The sequence below is a fragment of the Pseudomonas sp. JAI120 genome (genome assembly GCF_014207255.1).
In the GTDB taxonomy this organism is placed as follows: Bacteria; Pseudomonadota; Gammaproteobacteria; order Pseudomonadales; family Pseudomonadaceae; genus Aquipseudomonas.
In genome coordinates this window covers 201,053-220,328 of record NZ_JACHCZ010000004.1, presented here as the reverse complement: position 1 = coordinate 220,328, position 19,276 = coordinate 201,053, and the positions used below count along the sequence as shown (strand labels likewise).

Annotated in this window: 16 protein-coding genes; 15 read left to right on the top strand and 1 reads right to left on the bottom strand. The window is 62.7% G+C overall.

What is annotated here, in order from left to right:
* Position 1 precedes the first annotated feature (1 nt).
* The 10 genes from waaC (at position 2) to HDC32_RS21975 (ending at position 10,517) form a co-directional block, all read left to right on the top strand.
* Complete coding sequence (gene waaC / locus HDC32_RS22020) at positions 2-1,063, top strand: lipopolysaccharide heptosyltransferase I (protein WP_131696819.1); 1,062 nt, start codon at positions 2-4, stop codon at positions 1,061-1,063.
* Positions 1,063-2,187: a glycosyltransferase family 4 protein gene (locus HDC32_RS22015; protein WP_184745434.1), complete on the top strand. Its 1,125-nt coding sequence runs from the start codon at positions 1,063-1,065 to the stop codon at positions 2,185-2,187. The genes waaC and HDC32_RS22015 overlap by 1 nt, the downstream gene beginning before the upstream one ends.
* Positions 2,184-2,990, top strand: coding sequence for a lipopolysaccharide core heptose(I) kinase RfaP (rfaP, locus tag HDC32_RS22010; protein WP_184745433.1), 807 nt, complete (start codon positions 2,184-2,186; stop codon positions 2,988-2,990). The genes HDC32_RS22015 and rfaP overlap by 4 nt, the downstream gene beginning before the upstream one ends.
* Positions 2,990-3,724, top strand: a complete 735-nt coding sequence (locus HDC32_RS22005) for a lipopolysaccharide kinase InaA family protein (RefSeq protein WP_167655567.1) — start codon at positions 2,990-2,992, stop codon at positions 3,722-3,724. Before rfaP ends, HDC32_RS22005 begins: the two co-directional genes overlap by 1 nt.
* Positions 3,721-4,473, top strand: a complete 753-nt coding sequence (locus tag HDC32_RS22000) for a lipopolysaccharide kinase InaA family protein (protein ID WP_131696815.1) — start codon at positions 3,721-3,723, stop codon at positions 4,471-4,473. The genes HDC32_RS22005 and HDC32_RS22000 overlap by 4 nt, the downstream gene beginning before the upstream one ends.
* Positions 4,473-5,915 (top strand): lipopolysaccharide kinase InaA family protein, encoded by a 1,443-nt coding sequence (locus HDC32_RS21995; protein ID WP_145335968.1) that lies wholly within the window; start codon positions 4,473-4,475, stop codon positions 5,913-5,915. The genes HDC32_RS22000 and HDC32_RS21995 overlap by 1 nt, the downstream gene beginning before the upstream one ends.
* A 190-nt stretch (positions 5,916-6,105) precedes the next feature.
* Positions 6,106-7,092: a sugar ABC transporter substrate-binding protein gene (locus HDC32_RS21990; RefSeq protein ID WP_184745431.1), complete on the top strand. Its 987-nt coding sequence runs from the start codon at positions 6,106-6,108 to the stop codon at positions 7,090-7,092.
* Positions 7,092-8,615: a sugar ABC transporter ATP-binding protein gene (locus HDC32_RS21985; RefSeq protein ID WP_184745429.1), complete on the top strand. Its 1,524-nt coding sequence runs from the start codon at positions 7,092-7,094 to the stop codon at positions 8,613-8,615. Before HDC32_RS21990 ends, HDC32_RS21985 begins: the two co-directional genes overlap by 1 nt.
* Positions 8,608-9,594, top strand: a complete 987-nt coding sequence (locus HDC32_RS21980; protein WP_184745427.1) for an ABC transporter permease — start codon at positions 8,608-8,610, stop codon at positions 9,592-9,594. The genes HDC32_RS21985 and HDC32_RS21980 overlap by 8 nt, the downstream gene beginning before the upstream one ends.
* A complete protein-coding gene (locus HDC32_RS21975; protein ID WP_145335976.1) occupies positions 9,591-10,517 on the top strand; it encodes an ABC transporter permease in 927 nt (308 codons plus the stop codon). Before HDC32_RS21980 ends, HDC32_RS21975 begins: the two co-directional genes overlap by 4 nt.
* A gap of 189 nt (positions 10,518-10,706) precedes the next feature.
* Here HDC32_RS21975 and HDC32_RS21970 read toward each other — a convergent pair whose 3' ends face one another.
* On the bottom strand, positions 10,707-12,806 hold the full coding sequence (locus tag HDC32_RS21970) for a TonB-dependent receptor (RefSeq protein WP_184745425.1): 2,100 nt from the start codon (positions 12,804-12,806) through the stop codon (positions 10,707-10,709).
* Positions 12,807-13,122: 316 nt separating this feature from the next.
* On the opposite strand from HDC32_RS21970, the gene HDC32_RS21965 reads away from it, so the two are divergent.
* The 5 genes from HDC32_RS21965 to HDC32_RS21945 are packed head-to-tail and all read left to right on the top strand — an operon-like array spanning position 13,123 to position 19,252.
* A complete protein-coding gene (locus HDC32_RS21965) occupies positions 13,123-14,880 on the top strand; it encodes a carbamoyltransferase (protein ID WP_131696808.1) in 1,758 nt (585 codons plus the stop codon).
* A complete protein-coding gene (locus HDC32_RS21960; RefSeq protein WP_184745423.1) occupies positions 14,864-15,994 on the top strand; it encodes a glycosyltransferase in 1,131 nt (376 codons plus the stop codon). Before HDC32_RS21965 ends, HDC32_RS21960 begins: the two co-directional genes overlap by 17 nt.
* Positions 15,994-16,890 (top strand): GNAT family N-acetyltransferase, encoded by an 897-nt coding sequence (locus HDC32_RS21955; RefSeq protein WP_184745421.1) that lies wholly within the window; start codon positions 15,994-15,996, stop codon positions 16,888-16,890. The genes HDC32_RS21960 and HDC32_RS21955 overlap by 1 nt, the downstream gene beginning before the upstream one ends.
* Positions 16,887-18,284: a PIG-L deacetylase family protein gene (locus tag HDC32_RS21950; RefSeq protein ID WP_131696805.1), complete on the top strand. Its 1,398-nt coding sequence runs from the start codon at positions 16,887-16,889 to the stop codon at positions 18,282-18,284. Before HDC32_RS21955 ends, HDC32_RS21950 begins: the two co-directional genes overlap by 4 nt.
* An 11-nt stretch (positions 18,285-18,295) precedes the next feature.
* On the top strand, positions 18,296-19,252 hold the full coding sequence (locus HDC32_RS21945; protein ID WP_184745419.1) for a glycosyltransferase: 957 nt from the start codon (positions 18,296-18,298) through the stop codon (positions 19,250-19,252).
* Positions 19,253-19,276: the final 24 nt, after the last annotated feature.

Genomic DNA, 19,276 nt, shown 5'->3' with positions numbered 1-19,276 from the left:
GTTGCGGGTACTGGTAATCAAGACCTCATCCCTGGGCGACGTGATCCATGCCTTGCCGGCACTGACCGACGCGGCGCGGGCGATCCCTGGCATTCGCTTCGACTGGGTGGTGGAAGAAGGCTTCGCCGAAATCCCCACCTGGCACCCGGCCGTCGACAAGGTGATCCCGGTGGCGATCCGCCGCTGGCGCAAGAACCTCTGGCAAACCTTCAAGAGCGGCGAGTGGCGGCGCTTCAAGCAGCAAGTCCAGTCGACCAAATACGACCTGGTGATTGATGCCCAGGGCCTATTCAAAAGCGCCTGGCTGACCCGCTACGTGCGTGCTCCGGTGGCCGGATTCGACCAGCACTCGGCCCGTGAGCCGATTGCGGCGCGCTTCTATTCGCGGCGCCTGGCCGTGGCCCGTGGACAGCATGCGGTGGAGCGTTTGCGTCAACTGTTCGCCGTGGCCCTCGGCTATGACTTGCCCAAAGGCTTGGGTGACTACGGCCTCAGCACCGAAAAACTCCTCGGCCTGCCGCCGAAAAAGCCCTTCGTCCTGCTGCTGCACGGCACCACCTGGGACACCAAGCATTGGCCCGAAGCCTATTGGCGCGAGTTGGCTGAACGCATGGGCCGCCTGGGCGTGGACGTGAAGTTGCCCTGGGGCAACGCCGCCGAAAAGGCCCGGGCTGAGCGCTTGGCCCAAGGCCTGAACAACGCCGAAGTGCTGCCCAAGCTGAACCTGGCCGGTGTGGCCCGTGTATTGGCTGGCGCCCGCGCCTGTGTGGCGGTGGACACCGGATTGGGGCATCTGGCGGCGGCACTGGATGTGCCGACCATTTCCCTGTTCGGCCCCACCAACCCCGGCCTGACCGGCGCCTACGGCAAGGGCCAGATTCACCTGGCCAGCGACTTTCCGTGTGCGCCGTGCCTGCAAAAACAATGTACCTATCAACCGACAGCCGACGACCTGCGTCGGTTCGACATCAAGCGCGAGTCGCCCCTGTGTTTCACGCGCCTGAACCCTGAGCGTGTGGCAACCCGGCTGAGCACGTTGTTACTGGCTGAGGAGCTGCACTGATGCAACTGGCTTTTGTTCTGTACAAATATTTCCCCTTCGGTGGCCTGCAGCGCGACTTCATGCGCATCGCTCTGGAGTGCCAGCAGCGCGGCCATCAGATTCGTGTCTACACGCTGATCTGGGAGGGAGACATTCCGCCGGGTTTCGAAGTGCTGGTGGCGCCGGTCAAGGCGTTCTTCAACCATAAGCGCAACGAGAAGCTCAGCGCCTGGATGGCGGCCGACCTGGCCAAGCGCCCGGTGGACCGCCTGATCGGCTTCAACAAGATGCCCGGCCTCGACGTGTACTACGCCGCCGACGGCTGCTTTGAAGACAAGGCGCAAAACCTGCGCCATTCGCTGTACCGCAGTTTTGGCCGCTATCGCCATTTTGCCGAGTACGAGCGCGCGGTGTTTGCCAAGGACGCCAAGACCGAAGTCTTGATGATTTCCGAAGTGCAGCAGCCGCTGTTCATCAAGCATTACGACACGCCGCTGGAGCGCTTTCACCTGTTGCCCCCGGGCATTGCCCAGGACCGCCGCGCGCCGCCGAATGCGGCCGAGATTCGTGAAGGCTTCCGCAAGGAATTCAACCTGGGCGCTGACGACCTGCTGCTGGTGCAAATCGGTTCCGGCTTCAAGACCAAGGGCGTCGACCGTAGCCTCAAGGCCGTCGCCGCGTTGCCGGCTGAGCTGAAAAAACGCACGCGCCTGTTTGTAATCGGCCAGGACGACCCCAAAGTATTCCAACTGCAAAGCGCCACCCTTGGGCTGGGCGACAACGTGCAGTTCCTCAAGGGTCGCAGCGATATTCCGCGTTTCCTGCTGGGCGCCGACCTGTTGATCCACCCGGCGTACAACGAAAACACCGGCACCGTATTGCTCGAAGCCCTGGTGGCCGGGTTGCCGGTGCTGGTCTCGGCCGTGTGTGGTTATGCCCATTACATCGCCGAAGCCGACAGCGGCATGGTGCTGGACGAGCCGTTTGAACAGGCTCAGTTGAACCAGTACCTGGCGCAGATGTTGACCGATTCTGCACAGCGCGCGGCCTGGGGCCGCAATGGGTTGGCCTTCGCCGAGACGGCCGACCTCTACAGCATGCCGCAGCACGCTGCGGATGTGATTCTGGCGGAGCCAAAACGATGAAGTTGATTCTTGCCGAACCGTTCAAGACGCTATGGGCCGGGCGTGATGCCTTCGCCGAAGTCGAGAAACTGCAAGGCCAGGTATTCCGTGAACTGGCGGCGCGTCGCACGCTGCGCACCGAGGTGGATGGCCGCCCGTATTTCGTGAAAATCCACCGTGGCATCGGGTGGGCGGAAATCTTCAAGAACCTGATCACCGCCAAGCTGCCGGTGCTCGGCGCCGGCCTGGAATGGGATGCCATTCACCGCTTGCAGGAGATCGGCGTACCGACCATGACCGGCGTGGCCTTCGGCGAAAAAGGCAGCAACCCGGCGGACCAGCACTCGTTCATCATCACTGAAGAATTGGCGCCGACCATCAGCCTTGAAGACCTCACCGTCAACTGGGTCGCCGAACCGCCCACACCTGCACTGCGCCATGCGCTCACGGCCGAACTGGCGCGCATGGTCGGCGACATGCACCGGGGCGGCGTGAATCACCGCGATTGCTACCTGTGCCACTTCCTGCTGGACACGTCCAAGCCGATCGACGCACGCAACATCACGCTCTCGGTGATCGACCTGCACCGGGCGCAAATGCGCGCCCATCTGCCAATGCGTTGGCGCGACAAGGACCTCGCCGCGCTGTACTACTCGGCGCTGGAAATCGGCCTGACCCGGCGCGATAAACTGCGCTTCCTCAAGGGCTATTTCCGCCAACCGCTGCGTCAGATCCTGGCCGAGCAATCGGCGTCCCTGAGCCTGATGCAACGCAAGGCCGACAAGTTGTACGCCCGCAAGCAACGTTACGGGGATGCGATCTGATGGCGGGTTGGAACCTGGAACCTGCCTACGCCGCCTTGGCGGATGATTTTGGAAGTCTCGAAGCGGTGTTTGCCCTGCAAGGCGAGCGGCTGACCCGCGACCCACTGTCGGAAGTAATCCGGGTGGAGCGTGACGGGGTCAATTACTACGTCAAGCGCTACACGGGCGCCGGCAAGGGCCTGCGGCGTTACCTGGGCAAGCCGCGGGTCAAGTCCGAATGGCAGAACCTCAAGCGCTTCGCCAAGTGGGGCATTCCCACTGCCGACGTGGTCGCCTGGGGCCTGGAGCGCAGCGGCCTGGCCTATGATCGTGGCGCGATGATCACCCGCGAGTTGCCGAGGACAGAAGACCTCTCGGTCCTGGCCGAACGTAAGGATGCGCGCCTGCGCGATCCCAGGTGGGTCAGCGCGGTCAGCCGCCAGCTCGCCGAATACACGCGCACCATGCACGATCATCGCTTTACCCATAACGACTTGAAGTGGCGCAACCTGCTGATCGACGACCAGGCCACCCTGTACCTGATCGATTGCCCCAACGGCGATTTCTGGCGCGGTTTCTGGCTCAAGTACCGCATTACCAAGGACCTGGCCTGCCTGGACAAGGTGGCCAAGTATCACTTGTCGGCCACCCAGCGCCTGCGCTTCTACATGCAGTACCGTCAGTGTCGGCACCTGAGTGAGTCGGACAAACGGCGGATTCGCCACGTAGTGAAGTTTTTCGAGGGACGTGAATGAGTGATTTCCTGGCGGCTGAAGATCGCGCCCTGCTGGAGCGCCACGGCCTTGCGACCTTCGACGCCCTGTGGGCCAAGCAACTGGACGCGGTGGACGAGCCGAACACCAGCCGTGGCGGCTGGAGCAGCGTGTTTCGCCTGGAGCTCGACGGCCACGGTTATTACCTCAAGCGCCAGAGCAACTACCTCACGCGCAGCTTGCACCGGCCCTTGGGCGAGCCGAGTTTTTCCCGCGAGTTCCGCAACATCAGCCGTTACCGCAAGCTCGGGATCCCGGCGCTGCAGGCGGCGTTCTACGGCGAGCGCAAAGTCGCCGGTGAACACCGCGCGATGCTGCTGACCCGTGCCCTGGACGGCTGGAATGACCTGGATTCGTTGCTGGAACAATGGGCGCAACTGAGCGACGCCCAGCACCGCGCAATCCTTCTGGCCTGCGGCCTGTTGGCGCGCCGGTTGCACAGCGTCGGCCAGGTGCATGGCTGTTTTTACCCCAAGCATATTTTCCTGCAGGCCACTGGTGACGGCTACGCCGCGCAGTTGATCGACCTGGAGAAAACCCGCCCGCTGCTGTTCGGCTGGCGGGACCGGGTCAAGGACCTGGAACCGTTGTTGCGCCGTGCGCCGCAGTGGTCGGACGCACAGGTGCGTCAGCTGCTGGCGGCTTACCTCGATCAGCCCGAGGGCAGCGCACTCGTCACCGCCTGGCTGCAACGCCTGACGAAGCGGCGTAGCCACAAGGAGAACCGCTGATGCGTCTGTCCGAGTTGAAACACGCCGGCCGCACGCCGCGCCTGCCCCTCACTATCGACCTGGCGGATGCCGCCGGCCCTGGCCAACTGCAGCTGCTGAGCCTGTTGCGGGTGTTGCCGGGCGAGCGCTACGTGGGCGCGGCGGTATGGCGCGGGCGTCCGGTGCTGGCCAAATTATTGGTGGGCAGCAAGGCCGCGCGGCATTTCCAGCGTGAACTCAGCGGCGTTCGCCTGCTGGCCGAGCAAGGCCTGACCACCCCGCTATTGCTCGCCGATGGCTTGCAGGAAGGCGAGGGCGGCTGGCTGCTGTTCGAGTTTATCGAAGGTGCCGAGAGCCTGGCTGATGCCTGGCAGGCAGTCGAAGCGCTGCCGCCCCTGGCCGACGAGCAAACCGCCGTGCTGGCCGAGGCGCTGGGTGCGATCGGGCAGATGCATGCCAAGGGCCTGTGGCAGGAAGACCTGCACCTGGACAACCTGCTGCGTCAGGACGGCAAGCTGTACCTGATCGATGGCGCCGGTATTCGCGTCGAAGAGGCCGGCAAGTCACTGTCGCGTAACCGCGTGCTGGAAAACCTCGGGGTATTTTTCGCCCAATTGCCGAAAAACCTCGAGCCGTTTACCGAAGAATTACTGGTGTACTACCTGCTGGGCAACGGCGAGCACGCCTTGCCCCTCGAAGCCCTGGAAAAGCAGGTGCGCAAGGTCAGCGCCTGGCGCCTGAAGGACTTCTTGAACAAGGTGGGCCGCGACTGCACGCTGTTCAGCGTGGTGCGTGGCGCCTTTGCCTTGCGCGCGATTCGTCGCGAAGAAGAGTCCGCGATGCTGCCGGTGCTGGCGCAGGCGGATGCGCTGCTGGATCAGGGCCACCTGTACAAGACCGGTGGTGCGGCCAGTGTGGCCAAGGTCGAAGTGGCCGGCCGGCCGCTGGTGATCAAGCGCTATAACATCAAGGGCTTCGCCCATTGGCTCAAGCGCTTCTGGCGCCCGAGCCGCGCCTGGCATTCCTGGCGCGAAGGCAATCGCCTGGCCTTCCTCGGCATCGCCACGCCCAAGCCGCTGGCCGTACTGGAAAAGCGTTTTTTCTGGCTGCGCAGCCGCGCTTACCTGGTCACCGAATACCTGCCGGGCCCGGACATCATCGAGCGTTTCGCGCCCTATATCGAACACGGTGACGCGCCGGAAGATGAACTGCTGGCGCTGGACCATTTGTTCGCCGAGCTGATTCGCGAGCGCATCAGCCATGGCGACTTCAAGGGCCATAACCTGTTCTGGGATAAGGATCGCTGGTCGCTGATCGACCTCGACGCGATGTGCCAACACAGCTCTGCCGCCAGCTTCGCCCCGGCGTATGCCAGGGACCGTGCGCGGTTTATGCGAAATTGGCCTGAGAGTAGTGCGTTGTATCAGATGATTGATCAGCGTTTGCCGAAGCAACCGACCTGATCGTTCCCACGCAGGGTGAACGATCAAGAACTGTTGCCTGAGCAACAGTTATCGGACAGTTATTGGCCCAGAACGACAGCCCGCCTTAACCCGCAAACGTTATGCCCTTGATTTGATGCAATAAAAATCCTGGCACGGGCTCTGCAATGCCTCCTGGTGAACCCTTTCACCGGTCGCAGCGGAGCCCTGTATGCCTTCCAGCCTTTCCTCGTTTTCCCGTTTGATCTGCCTTGGCGCCGCGCTGTTGCTGGGCCATGTCGTCAGTGTCCAGGCAGCCGAGGGCGATGATGCGGTGCCGTCCCTGGCCGGCAAGCGCATTGCAGTGAGCATGACCGGCACCAGTCACTATTTCGATATCAAGGCGTTCCAGGCCCAGGTCGATGAGATCAAGCGCCTGGGCGGCACGCCGATCACCCTCGATGCCGGGCGTAACGACAAGAACCTGGTGACCCAACTGCAAACGGTGGTCACCCAGAAACCCGACGCCGTGATCCAGACCCTCGGCACCCTCAGCGTGATCGACCCCTGGCTCAAGCGCATCAGCAAGGCCGGCATCCCGTTGTTCACCATCGATGCACCGTCCCAATACAGCCTCAACAACACCACCTCCGACAACGTCGCCACCGGCAAGGCCTTGGCCGATCAATTGATCAAGGACGCTGGCGGCAAAGGCAAGATCCTGGTGTTCAACGGCTTCTACGGCGTGCCGGTGTGTGCGATCCGTTATGACCAGTTGAAGCTGGCGCTCAAGGATTACCCCCAGCTGGAAATCATCCAGCCGGAGCTTCGCGACGTGATCCCCAACACCGTGCAGGACGCCTATTCCCAAGTGTCGGCGCTGCTCAACAAATACCCGGCGGGCAGCGTCTCGGCGATCTGGTCGGCGTGGGATATTCCGCAACTGGGCGCGAGCAAGGCGCTGATCGATGCAAAGCGCACCGAGATCAAGACTTACGGCGTCGACGGTACGCCGGAAGTGCTGGCGCTGCTCGGCCAGGCGAATTCGCCGGTGGGGGCGGTGGTGGCGCAGCAACCGGCGTTGATCGGCAAGACCGCTGTGCAGAACGTGGCGCGTTACCTGGCCGGGCAACGTGACCTGCCCAAGGAAACCCATGTCGCCACGCTGCTGACCACCGCCGCCAACCTGGCGCAGGTTCAGCAACTGCGGGGTGACTGATGCCGGCATTGCACCTGCAACACCTGCATAAACGCTTTGGCGCCACCCTGGCGCTGGATGATGCGAGCCTTAAAGTCGAACGCGGCAGCATCCACGGCCTGGTCGGGGAGAACGGTGCGGGCAAGTCGACCTTGATCAAGATCCTGGCCGGCATCCACAAGGCGGACGCGGGGCAGGTGAGTATCGGTGGCCAGTCGTACGCCGCGCTTTCACCGCGTCAGGTGGATGCGCTGGGCGTGCAGTTCATCCATCAGGAGCGCCTATTGCCGGCGAGTTTTACCGTGGGCGAAGCGCTGTTTTTCGGGCATGAGTTGCGGCGCGGGCCGTTTGTGGATCGACGCCGGCAGCAGCGTGAAGCCGAGCGCTTGCTGGCGGAATATTTTGATCTGCAATTGCCCGCCGGCGCGCTGGTGAGTGAGCTGAGCAGTGCCGAGCGCCAGGTGCTGCAAATCACCCGTGCGTTGATTCGCCAGCCCAAGATTCTGGTGTTCGACGAACCCAGCGTGGCGCTGGTCAAGCGCGAAGTCGACCAGTTGCTGCGCATCGTCAAACGCCTGCGCGACCAGGGTTTATCCATCCTGTACATCTCCCATTACCTGCAGGAAATCGACAGCCTGTGCGATGAAGTCACGGTGCTGCGCAATGGTCGGGACGTGGCGGTGGTGCAGCCCCGGCATACGTCCAGCGCCGAGATTGCGCGGCTGATGGTCAATCGCGAAGTGCAGGAGATGTACCCCAAGGCCAAGGTTGCGCTGGGGGCGCCGTTGTTGCAGGTGCGCGGGTTGAGCCTGGCGCGGCGCTATCGGCAGATCGATCTGGACGTGCGGCGCGGAGAAATCGTTGGCCTGACCGGGTTGGTCGGCTCGGGAGCCAAGGAATTGTTCAAGACGCTCTTCGGTGTCGAGCGCGCCGACAGCGGCAGTGTGCATCTGGACGGGCGTCTACTGCGCCTGCGTTCGCCGGGCCAGGCGATTGCCGCGGGTATTGCGCTGGTGCCCGAAGAGCGGCGCAGCCAGGGAGTTTCGCCAGTGCTTTCGGTGCTGGAAAACCTCACGCTGGCGGGGCTCGGGCGGTTCAGCCGCTGGGGGTTGTTAAGCCGCCGCAAGGAGCAGGCGGAAAGCCTGCGGCTGATCGACGAATTGGCAATCAAGGCGCCTGGGCCCCAAGCGGCCGTCAGCCAGCTCAGTGGCGGCAACCAGCAGAAGGTCGCCCTGGGAAAATGGCTGAGCCGCCGCTCGGCGGTGTACCTGCTGGATGAACCCTGCGTGGGGGTGGATGTGGGCGCCAAGGTGGAGATCTATCGCTTGATCGGGCGCTTGGTGGAAGAGGGGGCGGCGGTGCTGGTGTTGTCTTCGGATTTGCCGGAGTTGTTGGGGATCAGTGATCGCATCCTGGTGTTGCATCGGGGGGAGATCGCCGCTGAATTCCGTGCGGGGGAAGCGGACAGCGATCAGTTGCTGGCCTGTGCGACGGGAGCCGTGGCTGCTGCGGCTTCAAACGTTCGCGAGGTGGAACATGCTTGACGCGGCGGCTCCTGGGTTATCGCAGCGGTTGTGGGTGCTGGTGCTGCGCCGTGGTTCGGTGGGCGTGTTTGTGGCGATCCTGCTAGGGTTTGCCGTGGCTGCGCCGAACTTTCTGTCGGTGGGTAATCTGGCCAATGTGTTCAGCCAGTCGGCGATCCTCGGTGTGCTGGCCTTCGGGCTCACCTGCGTGATTATCGGCGGCGGTTCTAACGTGGTGTCCGGAGGACTGGACCTGTCGCTGGCGGCCAACCTGGGGTTGTGCGCGGCGGTGTTCAGCCGCCTCAATAATGCCGGCCTAGATCTCGGGTTGACGTTGCTGCTGACCCTGGGCTGCGGCCTGGCGGTCGGCTTGCTCAATGGAATGGCCGTGGTGGTGCTGCGTTTGCCGCCGTTGCTGGCGACCCTGGCCAGCATGAATGTGTTGGCCGGGCTGGAGTTGGTGTTGACGGAGAACACGGTGGTCTCCACGGATTCGCCGTTACTGGACCTGCTCAGTGGCGGCGCCTGGTTGGGCGTACCGGCCCTGGCCTGGGTGTTGTTGCTGACAGCGGGGGCGCTGACATTGCTGATCCAGCATTCGGCCTACGGGCTGCGCCTGCATGCGGTGGGCGAATATCCTCAGGCGGCCGAAGCGGCGGGTATTGGCGTGTCCACCTACGTGCTGTCGAGCTATTTACTGTCCGGCCTGTGCGCCGCCGTGGCTGCGTTGTGTTCGGCGGCGTTTTTCAGCGGCAGCACTACCGGTTCCGGCGACATGCTGCTGTCGGTGGTGGCGATCGCCTTTCTCGGCGTGGTGTTTTCCCGGCGCCTGGTGGCGAGTATTCCGGGAACTTTGCTGGCGGCGTTGTTGATCGGTTTTCTGATCAATGGCTTTCAATTGCTTAACGTCTCCAGCTTTTGGGTCAATGGTGTGCAGGGCGTGTTGATCCTGCTGGTCGTCGCGGCGTCCAGTGCATTGAACCGAGGGGCGACGGCATGAACGCACGGGCCTTATTGCCGCTGACATTGCCACTGGTATTCACGCTGATTGTCGTGGTGTTTGCGCTGCAAGCGCCGGGCTTCCTCAGTGCAGGCAACCTGCAAAGCCTGGTGCTGAACAACTTCGTGCTGCTGGCGATTGTTGCCATCGGCATGACCTACGCGGTGGCGGCCGGTGGCATCGACCTGTCGGTGGGCACGGCGCTGGACTTTGCCAGTTTCAGTTTTGTCGTGCTGCTCAACGCCGGGCATGGCTGGGCGGTGGCCGTAACGGGCGCGCTGGCGGCGGCGCTGCTGGTGGGGCTGGTCAATGCGGGCTTGATTGCCGGGCTGCGGATCAGTCCGTTTCTGGCCACGCTTGGGACTTTGTTTATCGGCACCAGCGCCCAGCAATTGCTCTCGGACGGCGGCCAGCCGATCTATATCGTCCAAGGCTTGAAGCCTGAGCTGACGGGGCTGACACCGCTGCTGATCGTATTGGGGCTGGCGCTGTTCTATGGCCTGGCACTGGCGCGCGGACGCCTGGGTCGCGAATTGCTGGCCCAGGGCACCCAGCCGCTGCTGGCGTATTACTCGGGGTTGTCGGTGCGGCGCATCGTCACCGTCGTGGCCCTGGCTACCGCCCTGGCCTGTGGGGTGGCGGGCGTGTTGCTCGGTTCGACAGTCAGCGCCTATGTGCCGCTGTCGGGTAATGCGTTTTTGCTCAATGCGATTGGTGCGGTGTTTATCGGTACCACCTTGAGCAGACAGGGCCGGGCGAATATTCCCGGGACCCTGCTGGGCGTGTTGTTTATCAACGTGATCGCCAACGGCCTGCTGCTGATCGGCTGGAATTTCTACTGGCAGCAGGTGGCGACCGGGGTGCTGATCTTTATCGTGCTGAGCTTCAGTTTTGCCAGCCGGCGGATGCTGGAGCGCGTCTAGTGTTGCACCCCGAAAGCTGGACTCCATCCGACGCTTGGGGACATGAGCAAGCTCCCCTGATTGCACAAACAATTTCAGGCGACCGAATTCCTGTGGCAAGCCCGCTCGCCACAGGGGTTCCGGTTTGCTGCGCGACAGCGCTATGTCGAAGAGGTAGCGGGGGCCTTCCACATTTAATGTGTGGGGCGTTCAGAATTGATACTCGGCACCCGCCCCGGCATACCACGAGCGCCCGGGTGCCGCCTCGTAGTAGCGGCCGTTGCCGTCGCCGACGATCACCGAGCCGACGTACTGGCGGTCCAGCAGGTTATCCAGGCGCAGGGTCTGGTGGAAGGTCCAGTGTTCGACCTTCTGCTCGAACCGTGCGCGCCAGTTGAACACGCTGTAGCCCGGCGCGGCGTGTTGGCTGTTGGTGTCTTCGACGTAGACCTTACTGCGGTACATGCCTTCGACAGCGGTGCTGACCCAGTCCCGGGGTTTCCAGTTCAGCTCGGCGAACAGCGTGGTTTGGGGTACGCCGGGAAGGTAGTTGCCTTTGTCCACGGGAGTTGTGCCACTTGTGAAGTCGCTGTCGTAGGTAGCTTGCAGGCGGGTGTAGGCGAGGTTGGTGCTCCAGTGTTCGGCGAGTTGGCTTTCGATACCCAGTTCGAAACCCCGGCGCAGGGTGCGGCCGGCGTTTTGGTAAGTAGTGCGCCCTCCGCTGGATTGCTGCACTACCAGTTCGTCTTCAGTGGTGATCTGAAACAGGGCTGCATTCACGCGGGTGTCCTGGCCAATGCGAGCTTTCAGGCCAACTTCATACTGTTTGCTGACCGATGGCTTGAGCGCAAAGTTGAAGCCGTTCGCCGTGCTGGAGTACGCGGACTCGGCCTGGGTTGGGGTTTCGAAACCTTTGCCCGCGCTGACATAACCGTGCAAGTCAGGTGTGAAGGCGTACATGACGCTGACCGACGGAGTGTTCTTCTGGTAGGTCTTGCTGCCGCTGTCGTTGCCGTCGCTGAGGAAGTGATCGTCTACGTCCATTTCCATGGTGCTGTGGCGCAGGCCCGCTTGCAGGGTCCAGTCACCCAGCAGCCAGTTGGCTTGCACGAACGGGTCGAGGCTGGTGGCGGTATCGATTTCATCGCGGCCCAAGGCCCCTTTGACACCATGCACCCCGTTGACGGTGTTGGAATAACCTTGGCGATCATCCTGGCTGCGGTCGTAGTCGAGGCCGGTGATCAGGGTCAGCTCGCCGGGTGCGCTGGTGATGGGTTGCAGCCAATGGAGGGAGCCGCCATAAAACTTGCGGTCGAAAGCCACCACACCGCCGCGAGCGTTAGCCGGATTGGCGGCTCCACTGCCGAACTTGTCCGGGATCGACAGATACTGAATCACACTCCGGCGCCCGGTATACCCGTTCACCTGCAGCGTCGCATCACCGAAGTACCGCTCATAATTCATGCCCAATTGCTGATGATCGATACTTTTGCGCGTGTTGTACGTCAGCGCATTGGTGCTTACCGAGCGCGGGTCGGCCTTGTAGGCGTCCCAGGTCTGTCCCAATGGATCCTGGGTGCCATTCTGCTCCAGGCTGCTGTAGATCAGCGCGAGCTTGCTGTCGTCATCCGGTTGGACATTGAGCTTGGCGAAGGTCTGGTCGCGACGGGCGCTGCTGTGGTCGCGGTAGCCGTTGGTGTCCATGCGCGAGGCGTCGAGTACAAAGCCTGCGCCATTCGCCGCGCCTTCGGCGTTCAGGTGGTTTTTGTTCAGGCCGTCGCTGCCCACCAGGGTTTCGGCGCCGATGCGCGGCGGGCCTTCGCCATCGCGGGAAAACATCTGGATCACGCCGCCGGCATTGCTGCCATACAGGGTGGCGGCCGGGCCGCGTAGCACTTCGATGCGCTCGGCGGTGTCGAGGTTGAACGTGGCGGCCTGGCCCTGGCCGTCCGGGGTGCTGGCGGGAATGCCGTCGGCGATCAGCTTGATGCCGCGCACACCGAAGGCCGAACGGGCGCCGAAGCCGCGGGAGGAAATCTGCAGGTCCTGGGCATAGTTCTGGCGGTTCTGCACCACCAGGCCTGGCACGCGGGACAGGGCTTCGGAGGCGTTGATGCCCAATTGGCCGTCGCTGATCTGCTCGCGGCTGATGCCGTCCACCGAGTACGGCAGGTCGAAGGTCGGGCTGGCGCTGCGCGAGCCGGTAACGACGCTGGGGTCGAGAATCAGGGCGGTATCATCAGCCTGGACGACGCCGCACAGGGCGAGCAGGCCGGGCAGCAGCAGGTTGCAGCGGGCGAAGGGGGTCATGAGTCAGCCGGAATCCGTGGCGCTTAGGGTGTAAACGCGCAAAAGGGCGCGAGTTTAGTGGCTTGGAGGATTTTTATCATTCAGGAATCCGGCAGTGCGACCGATCAGCACGGTCGCACTGGGCGCAGGCGGGGCGCGTCAGCGTGATCGGCCCTTGCGAACGGCGATGGCGGGCGACTCTTGCCGCTCGCCGCTAACAGCTTTCCACTGCTTTTGAGCTATAATCCCGCCCTTTAGCTGTTTCCTGCCCAGGCGGGAAGCACACTTTTTTCAGGCGCAACCCGCCTGCATGCAGACTAAAAGAGGCTAGACCCCTGTGGCATTGACGATTCTTGGCCTGTCCGGCGCCCTTAGCCATGATCCTTCCGCAGCCTTGTATATCGACGGCAAGCTGATCGCGGCCGCCGAAGAAGAGCGCTTCGTACGCGACAAACATGCAAAGAACCGCATGCCCTACGAGTCGGCGAAGTTCTGCCTGGAACAGGCCGGCATCAAGCCTTCCGACGTTGATGTGGTGGCGATCCCGTTCGCCCCGATCAGCCTGTTCGGCGAGGCGCGCTGGCACTACGCCAAGCGTTACTGGTACGCCCCGGACCGCGCACTCGACGCTATCCTGATGGGCAACCGTCGCTACAAGCGCTACCGCAACAAGATCGTCTGGTGCCTGGAGCAACTGGGCTTCGATCCGAAGAAAATCAAGATTGAACCGGTTGAACACCACCTGGCCCACGCGTCCAGCGCCTACCACTGCTCCGGCTTCCAGGAGAAGACCGCGATCCTCGGGATCGACGGCAAGGGTGAGTACGCCACCACGTTCTTCGGCTACGGCGAGAACGGCAAGATCCACAAGATCAAGGAATTCTACGATCCGGACTCCCTCGGCGGCCTGTACGGCGCGATCACTGAGTTCCTCGGTTTCGAGATGCTCGACGGCGAGTTCAAGGTCATGGGTATGGCGCCTTACGGCGATGCCAGCAAATACGATTTCTCGCGTCTGGCTTCGTTTGAAAACGGTGAGTTGGTGATCAACACCGACTACGCCAACGTCATCGGCCTGCGCCGTTATAAAGAGAAGGGCAAGGGCTTCTACTTCTCGCCGAAACTCATCGAGTGGCTGGGCCCCAAGCGCGAAGGCGACATCGCCGACGAGCCGTACATCCACTACGCCGCCAGCATGCAGGCGTTGTTTGAAAAGCTGGCCTTGCAGATGATCGACCATTACCTGGGCGACATCCTCAAGGACACCGGCAAGCTGGCCTTCGCCGGCGGCTGCGCGCTGAACGTCAAGCTGAACCAGAAGATCATTGCCCGTGACGACGTGAAGGAGCTGTTCGTGCAGCCGGCGTCCGGCGATGCCGGCACCGCCGTCGGTGCCGCCGCCTACGTGTCCCACGCCCGTGGTGTACCGGTGGAGAAGATGGAACACGTCTACCTCGGCCCGTCCTACAGCAACGAAGACGTAATCGCCGCGTGCGCCAGGCACGAGAGCAAGCCGAACTGGCGCAAGATCGAGAACATGCCTGCGCGCATCGCCAAGATCATGGTCGACGGCAACCCGGTGGCCTGGTTCCAGGGGCGCATGGAGTTTGGCCCGCGCGCCCTGGGCGGTCGTTCGATCATCGGTTGCCCAAGTGCAACCGGCGTGGCAGACCGCATTAACCACCAGATCAAGTTCCGCGAGCGCTGGAGGCCTTTCTGCCCGTCGATGCTCGACACCGTGGCGCCGCAGATGATCAAGGTCGACCACCCTGCGCCGTTCATGACCTTCACCTTTGAAGTGTCGGAAGAGTGGAAGACCCGCGTGCCGGAAGTGGTCCATGAAGATGGCACCTCCCGCGCCCAGGTGCTCAAGCGCGAATACAACCCGCGCTACTACGACATGATGAAAGAGCTGGAAGTACTGACCGGCAATGGCGTGTCCCTGAACACCTCGCTCAACCGTCGTGGCGAAGCGATGATCTGCTCGCCGACCGACGCGCTGAACATGTTCTTCGGCTCCGACCTGCAATACCTGATCATGGAAGACATCCTGGTCGTCAAAGACGGCGTGGACCCTTATGACGCGCTCGGCTGAACGCCACGTCCTGCAGTTCTGCCATGGCTATGACGGGCCGTTCCTGGACTGCGCGCGGCAGTACGCCAGCTTGTTCGCAGACTCCGGCTACAAGGTGACCACGGTGTTTCTCACCGGGGTCGCCGACCCGCAAGTGGCCGCCGGTTGTGCGTCCGATGAGGTGTTGTTCATGGAATTCAGCTCCAAGGCCATTCGTGGCCTGAAGCTGGGTGCCATCCGTGAACTGCGCAAGATCGCCGCGTCGCGCAACTTCAGTTTTTGTATCGCGCACCGTTTCAAGCCGATCTACATTGCCTTGCTCGGCACGCGGCTGCCGGTGATTGGCGTACATCACGCCTTTGGTGATTACCAGCGCCGCAGCCGCAAGCTGTTTGCCGGGATTTTCCGCAAACGCTTGAGCCTGCTGGGTGTTTCCGACGCGGTGCGTGATGACATGCGCCACTGCTTGCCGACCTGGCCTGCGGCACGTATCCAGACCTTGTATAACCGCATCGACGTTGACGCTTTGCAGGCCACCCAGGTGCCTGCGCATGAGGCGCGCGATGCGCTGGGGTTGTCGCCGGACGAGTGGGTGGTCGGCAATGTCGGCCGCCTGCACCCGGACAAGGACCAGGCCACGCTGCTCAAGGGCTTTGCCCAGGCGCTGCCGCACCTGCCGGCTGAAAGCCGCCTGGCGATCCTCGGCAGCGGGCGCCTGGAGCAGGACCTCAAGGCCCTCGCACACGAGCTGGGCATTGCCGACAAGGTGTTGTTCCTCGGCCAGGTGCCGGAGGCGCGCCGGTATTTCCGTGCATTCGATGTGTTTGCCCTGAGCTCCGACCACGAACCTTTTGGCATGGTGCTGCTGGAAGCCATGGCGGCCGGCGTCCCGCTGCTGGCCACGGCCTGTGGCGGCGCGAAGGAAGTGGTCGAAGGCGTGGGTATCCTGTTTCCCTTCGGCGATGCCGAACACCTCGCCCAGGGGCTGCGGCACCTGGCAGCGATGGATCAACACCAGCAACGGCAGTGCGCCGAGATGATGCTGGAGCGCCTGCGCGAGCGTTTCTCGGACCAGGCGGTACGCGATACCTTCTGGCAATTGCCGCACGTTATTGAACTGACTGCGGGGGCTTGATGCTCAATCGATTCCAAGGCTGGCGTGAGCGTGGCTGGTCCGTCGTCGACGCGCCGGTCTACAGCGATGCCTGGCAGCGTTTTGGCGGCAGTGTCGCGACCCATCCGCAAGTGATCGAACGTTTGGCCGGGCTGGCCGACATCCCGGTGCGTTACCTGGCCTGGGAGCAGGGTGGCGAGCTTCAGGCGTGCATCGCGACCTGGGGGCGCGACCTGGCCTTGTCCAAGGATGTGCTCAAGCAGCGCGGCAAAAAAGGCTTGTTCGACCTGGGTAACGCCGAGTTGATCCTGCCGGCCGCGCCTGCAGCCCAGGCGCCCTTGCGGCACCGCGCACGCTACTTGTCGGCGCTGAACGAAGGCCGTTTCAGCGGTCTCAAGCCCCAGGCCGAACAATTGGCCATGGCCCGCACCCCGGAAGAACTGTCGAAGAAGTTTCGCTACAACCAGCGTCGCGAGCTGCGCTTGCTCGAAGAGGCCGGGGGTGTGGTGCGGCCGGTGAGCGAGTTTTCCAGTGGGGAACTGGCTGCGATCTACTGCGACCTGTTCCTGCGTCGCTGGGGCTTTGTCGCCACGGGCGCCGAACGTATGGCCGAGGTGATCGAGCTGTTGCGCGAGTGGCTGATCGGCTCGGTGATTTTCCTCAATGACGCGCCCATCGCTATCCAGTTGGTGTACCGGGTCGAGTCACCGGAGTGGATCAGCGTGGAGTACGTCAATGGCGGCGTCGACCCGCAAACCCGTGCGTTCAGTCCGGGCAGTGTCCTGAGCTTCCTCAATACCCAGAGCGCCTGGGAACAGGCGCGTGAAGTCGGCAAGCCGCTGCGTTTTTCCTTTGGGCGTGCCGACCGCGAGTACAAGGACCGTTGGTGCAACCCTGTGCCGGTGCTGACCGTATGAGCCGCAAACAGCAATTGCTCAAGCGCCATCGGCGCAATAAACGGGTCGGCTTGCTGATCGGCCTGCTGTTGCTGGTGGTGATTGGCCTCTGGGTGGCCTGGTGGCTGCCGTTGGTGCTCGGTGTACTGGCCTGGGTCGCCCACGAGGCATGGTTTGCCGACCATCTGTTTTATGCGCCCAACGAAGACTACCAATACCGGTTTTCGGCGGATGCCGAGGTGGCTGGGGTTCGCTTCGAAGGTAACCGGCTGCGGGTGGATTCGCCGCTGCAAGCCGAGGCGACGCTGGTGTTGGCTATCAAGGTCAAGGGCAGCTGGCTGGGACGTTTTCTCGACCCTGTGGTTGAAATTTCGGCGGGTGACAACACGGACCGGCAAGCTTTCGAGCGTGGGGTAAACGGTGTCCGTTATCTGAACCTCAGTGGCTGGGCACCGGCCCTGATGTCCGGTGAGCTGCGTTTACGCGGGCGCTTTTGCAGCCTGCAGGGCGCTCCTCGGCTGTGGGCCTGGGGCACGCCGGATTATTCGGCGCAACGGGTCATGGTTATCGCGCCTCACGCCGACGATGCCGAACTGGCTGCCTTTGGCCTTTACAGCCAGGCCGACAAGCCGTGGATCGTGACCCTCACCGCCGGTGAAATCGAAGCCGAGCACTATCAGCACATGGGCCTGGATCCGGTCGAGGCCGCGCGAATCAAAGGGCGCCTGCGTGCCTGGGACAGCATTGCCGTGCCGCTTTGGGCCGGGGTGCCACAGGCGCACTGCGTACAGCTGGGTTACTTCTGCCTGCAACTGCCGGCGATGCGCGCTGCGCCTGATCAGCCGATCGCTTCGCGCGAGGCCGACCTGTCGGATACCCGCCTGTTCCGCCAATTCAATCCTTTCCCGTTGCCGGCGGATGCCGATGGCCTGCCGACCTGGCAGAACCTGCTCGCTGATCTGCGTCAGTTACTGCTGACCGCACGCCCTGAAGTGATCGTCTTGCCCCATCCGATCCTGGATCCCCATCCTGATCACATCTGCGCGCAGCAAGCGGTGATCGAAGCCTTGCAGGGTTTGGAGTGGCAGCCGACCACCGTGCTCGGTTACGCCAACCACCTGCATGACAACGACCGCTGGCCCATGGGGGACGCGGGTGCCGGTATTGCCTTGCCGCCGCTGTTCGATGACGCGCAGGAACTGTGGCCGTGCAGCCTGTCGCTGTCGCCGGCACAGCAGCGCGACAAGGCCATGGCGCTGGGCATGATGCATGACCTGCAACCCGCCCCGCCGTTCAAGCGCCGTGTGCGGCGCTGGCTGCAGCGGGTCTTGGCGGGGCGGGCGCGGTCGCCTTATGGTGAGAACGAGTTTTTCCGCAAGGCCGTACGACGGCATGAGTTGTTCTGGCGTTTGTGAAAGGAAAGGTCATGAAAGTTTTGTTTCTGGTACAGAAAGAACAGCGCGCGATTCTGGATCGCCTGTACGAAGGCATCGCCGAGCACTGCGAGTGTGATACGCGTTGGCTGAGTAGCGCTGATCAGCGCAACCTGCGCGCTTACTTCAGGCGCGAAGTCGACGTGACCCGTTATGACCGCATCGTGTTTTTCCTGCGGTTCAAGCAGGAAATTCGCCAGGCCGGCTTTATCCGTACGATCCCGAACCTGGTGATCCTCGAACACGACGCCTACCAGAACTACATTCCCTGCAAGTACACGGGCAAGTTCAGTGCCCATTACCGTCGCTTGCCGTGGGCCCGGATCATCAGCTCGGGGTATATGGTGACCGAGCGCCTGCGCGCCGAGGGCTTTGATGCGGTGTTCGTGCCCAAGGGCTACGATCAGGCGCTGTTGCAGGCCCAGGGGTTGGAGCGTGACATTGAGCTGGCATTTGTCGGCAGCACCAACAGCGTGGCCTATAGCGGTCGCAAGGCGTTGCTCGATGAGTTGGCCCGCGTTGAACCTTTGGTGGTCACGCGCACCAAATCGGGTGAGGAATATTGCACGACCCTCAACCGGATTCGGTTTTTCGTCAGTGCCGACGTGGGCATGGGCGAGTATATGATCAAGAACTTCGAGGCCATGGCCTGTGGTTGTGTGCTGTTGGCGTTTGACCAGGGGGCCGGGGAAAACCAAGCCCTTGGCTTCAAGGACATGGTCAATGTGGTGTTCTACAAAGACATTCCCCAGTTGCAGGAAAAACTCGCCGCATTGCGATCAAATCCTCAACTGGCGGCCGAGATTGCGCGCAACGGGCAAGACCTCGCGGTCAGCCAGTTCAGCTTTGCGCGCATCGGCCAGCGCATTGTCGAGGCCCTGGAGCCGCCGCTGCGTCCCCGAGCACCGTTGAGTTTGCTGGAAACATTGCGCTTGAAACTAGGCGTTTGATATCTGCCAGTGGCCGCGTCTGGT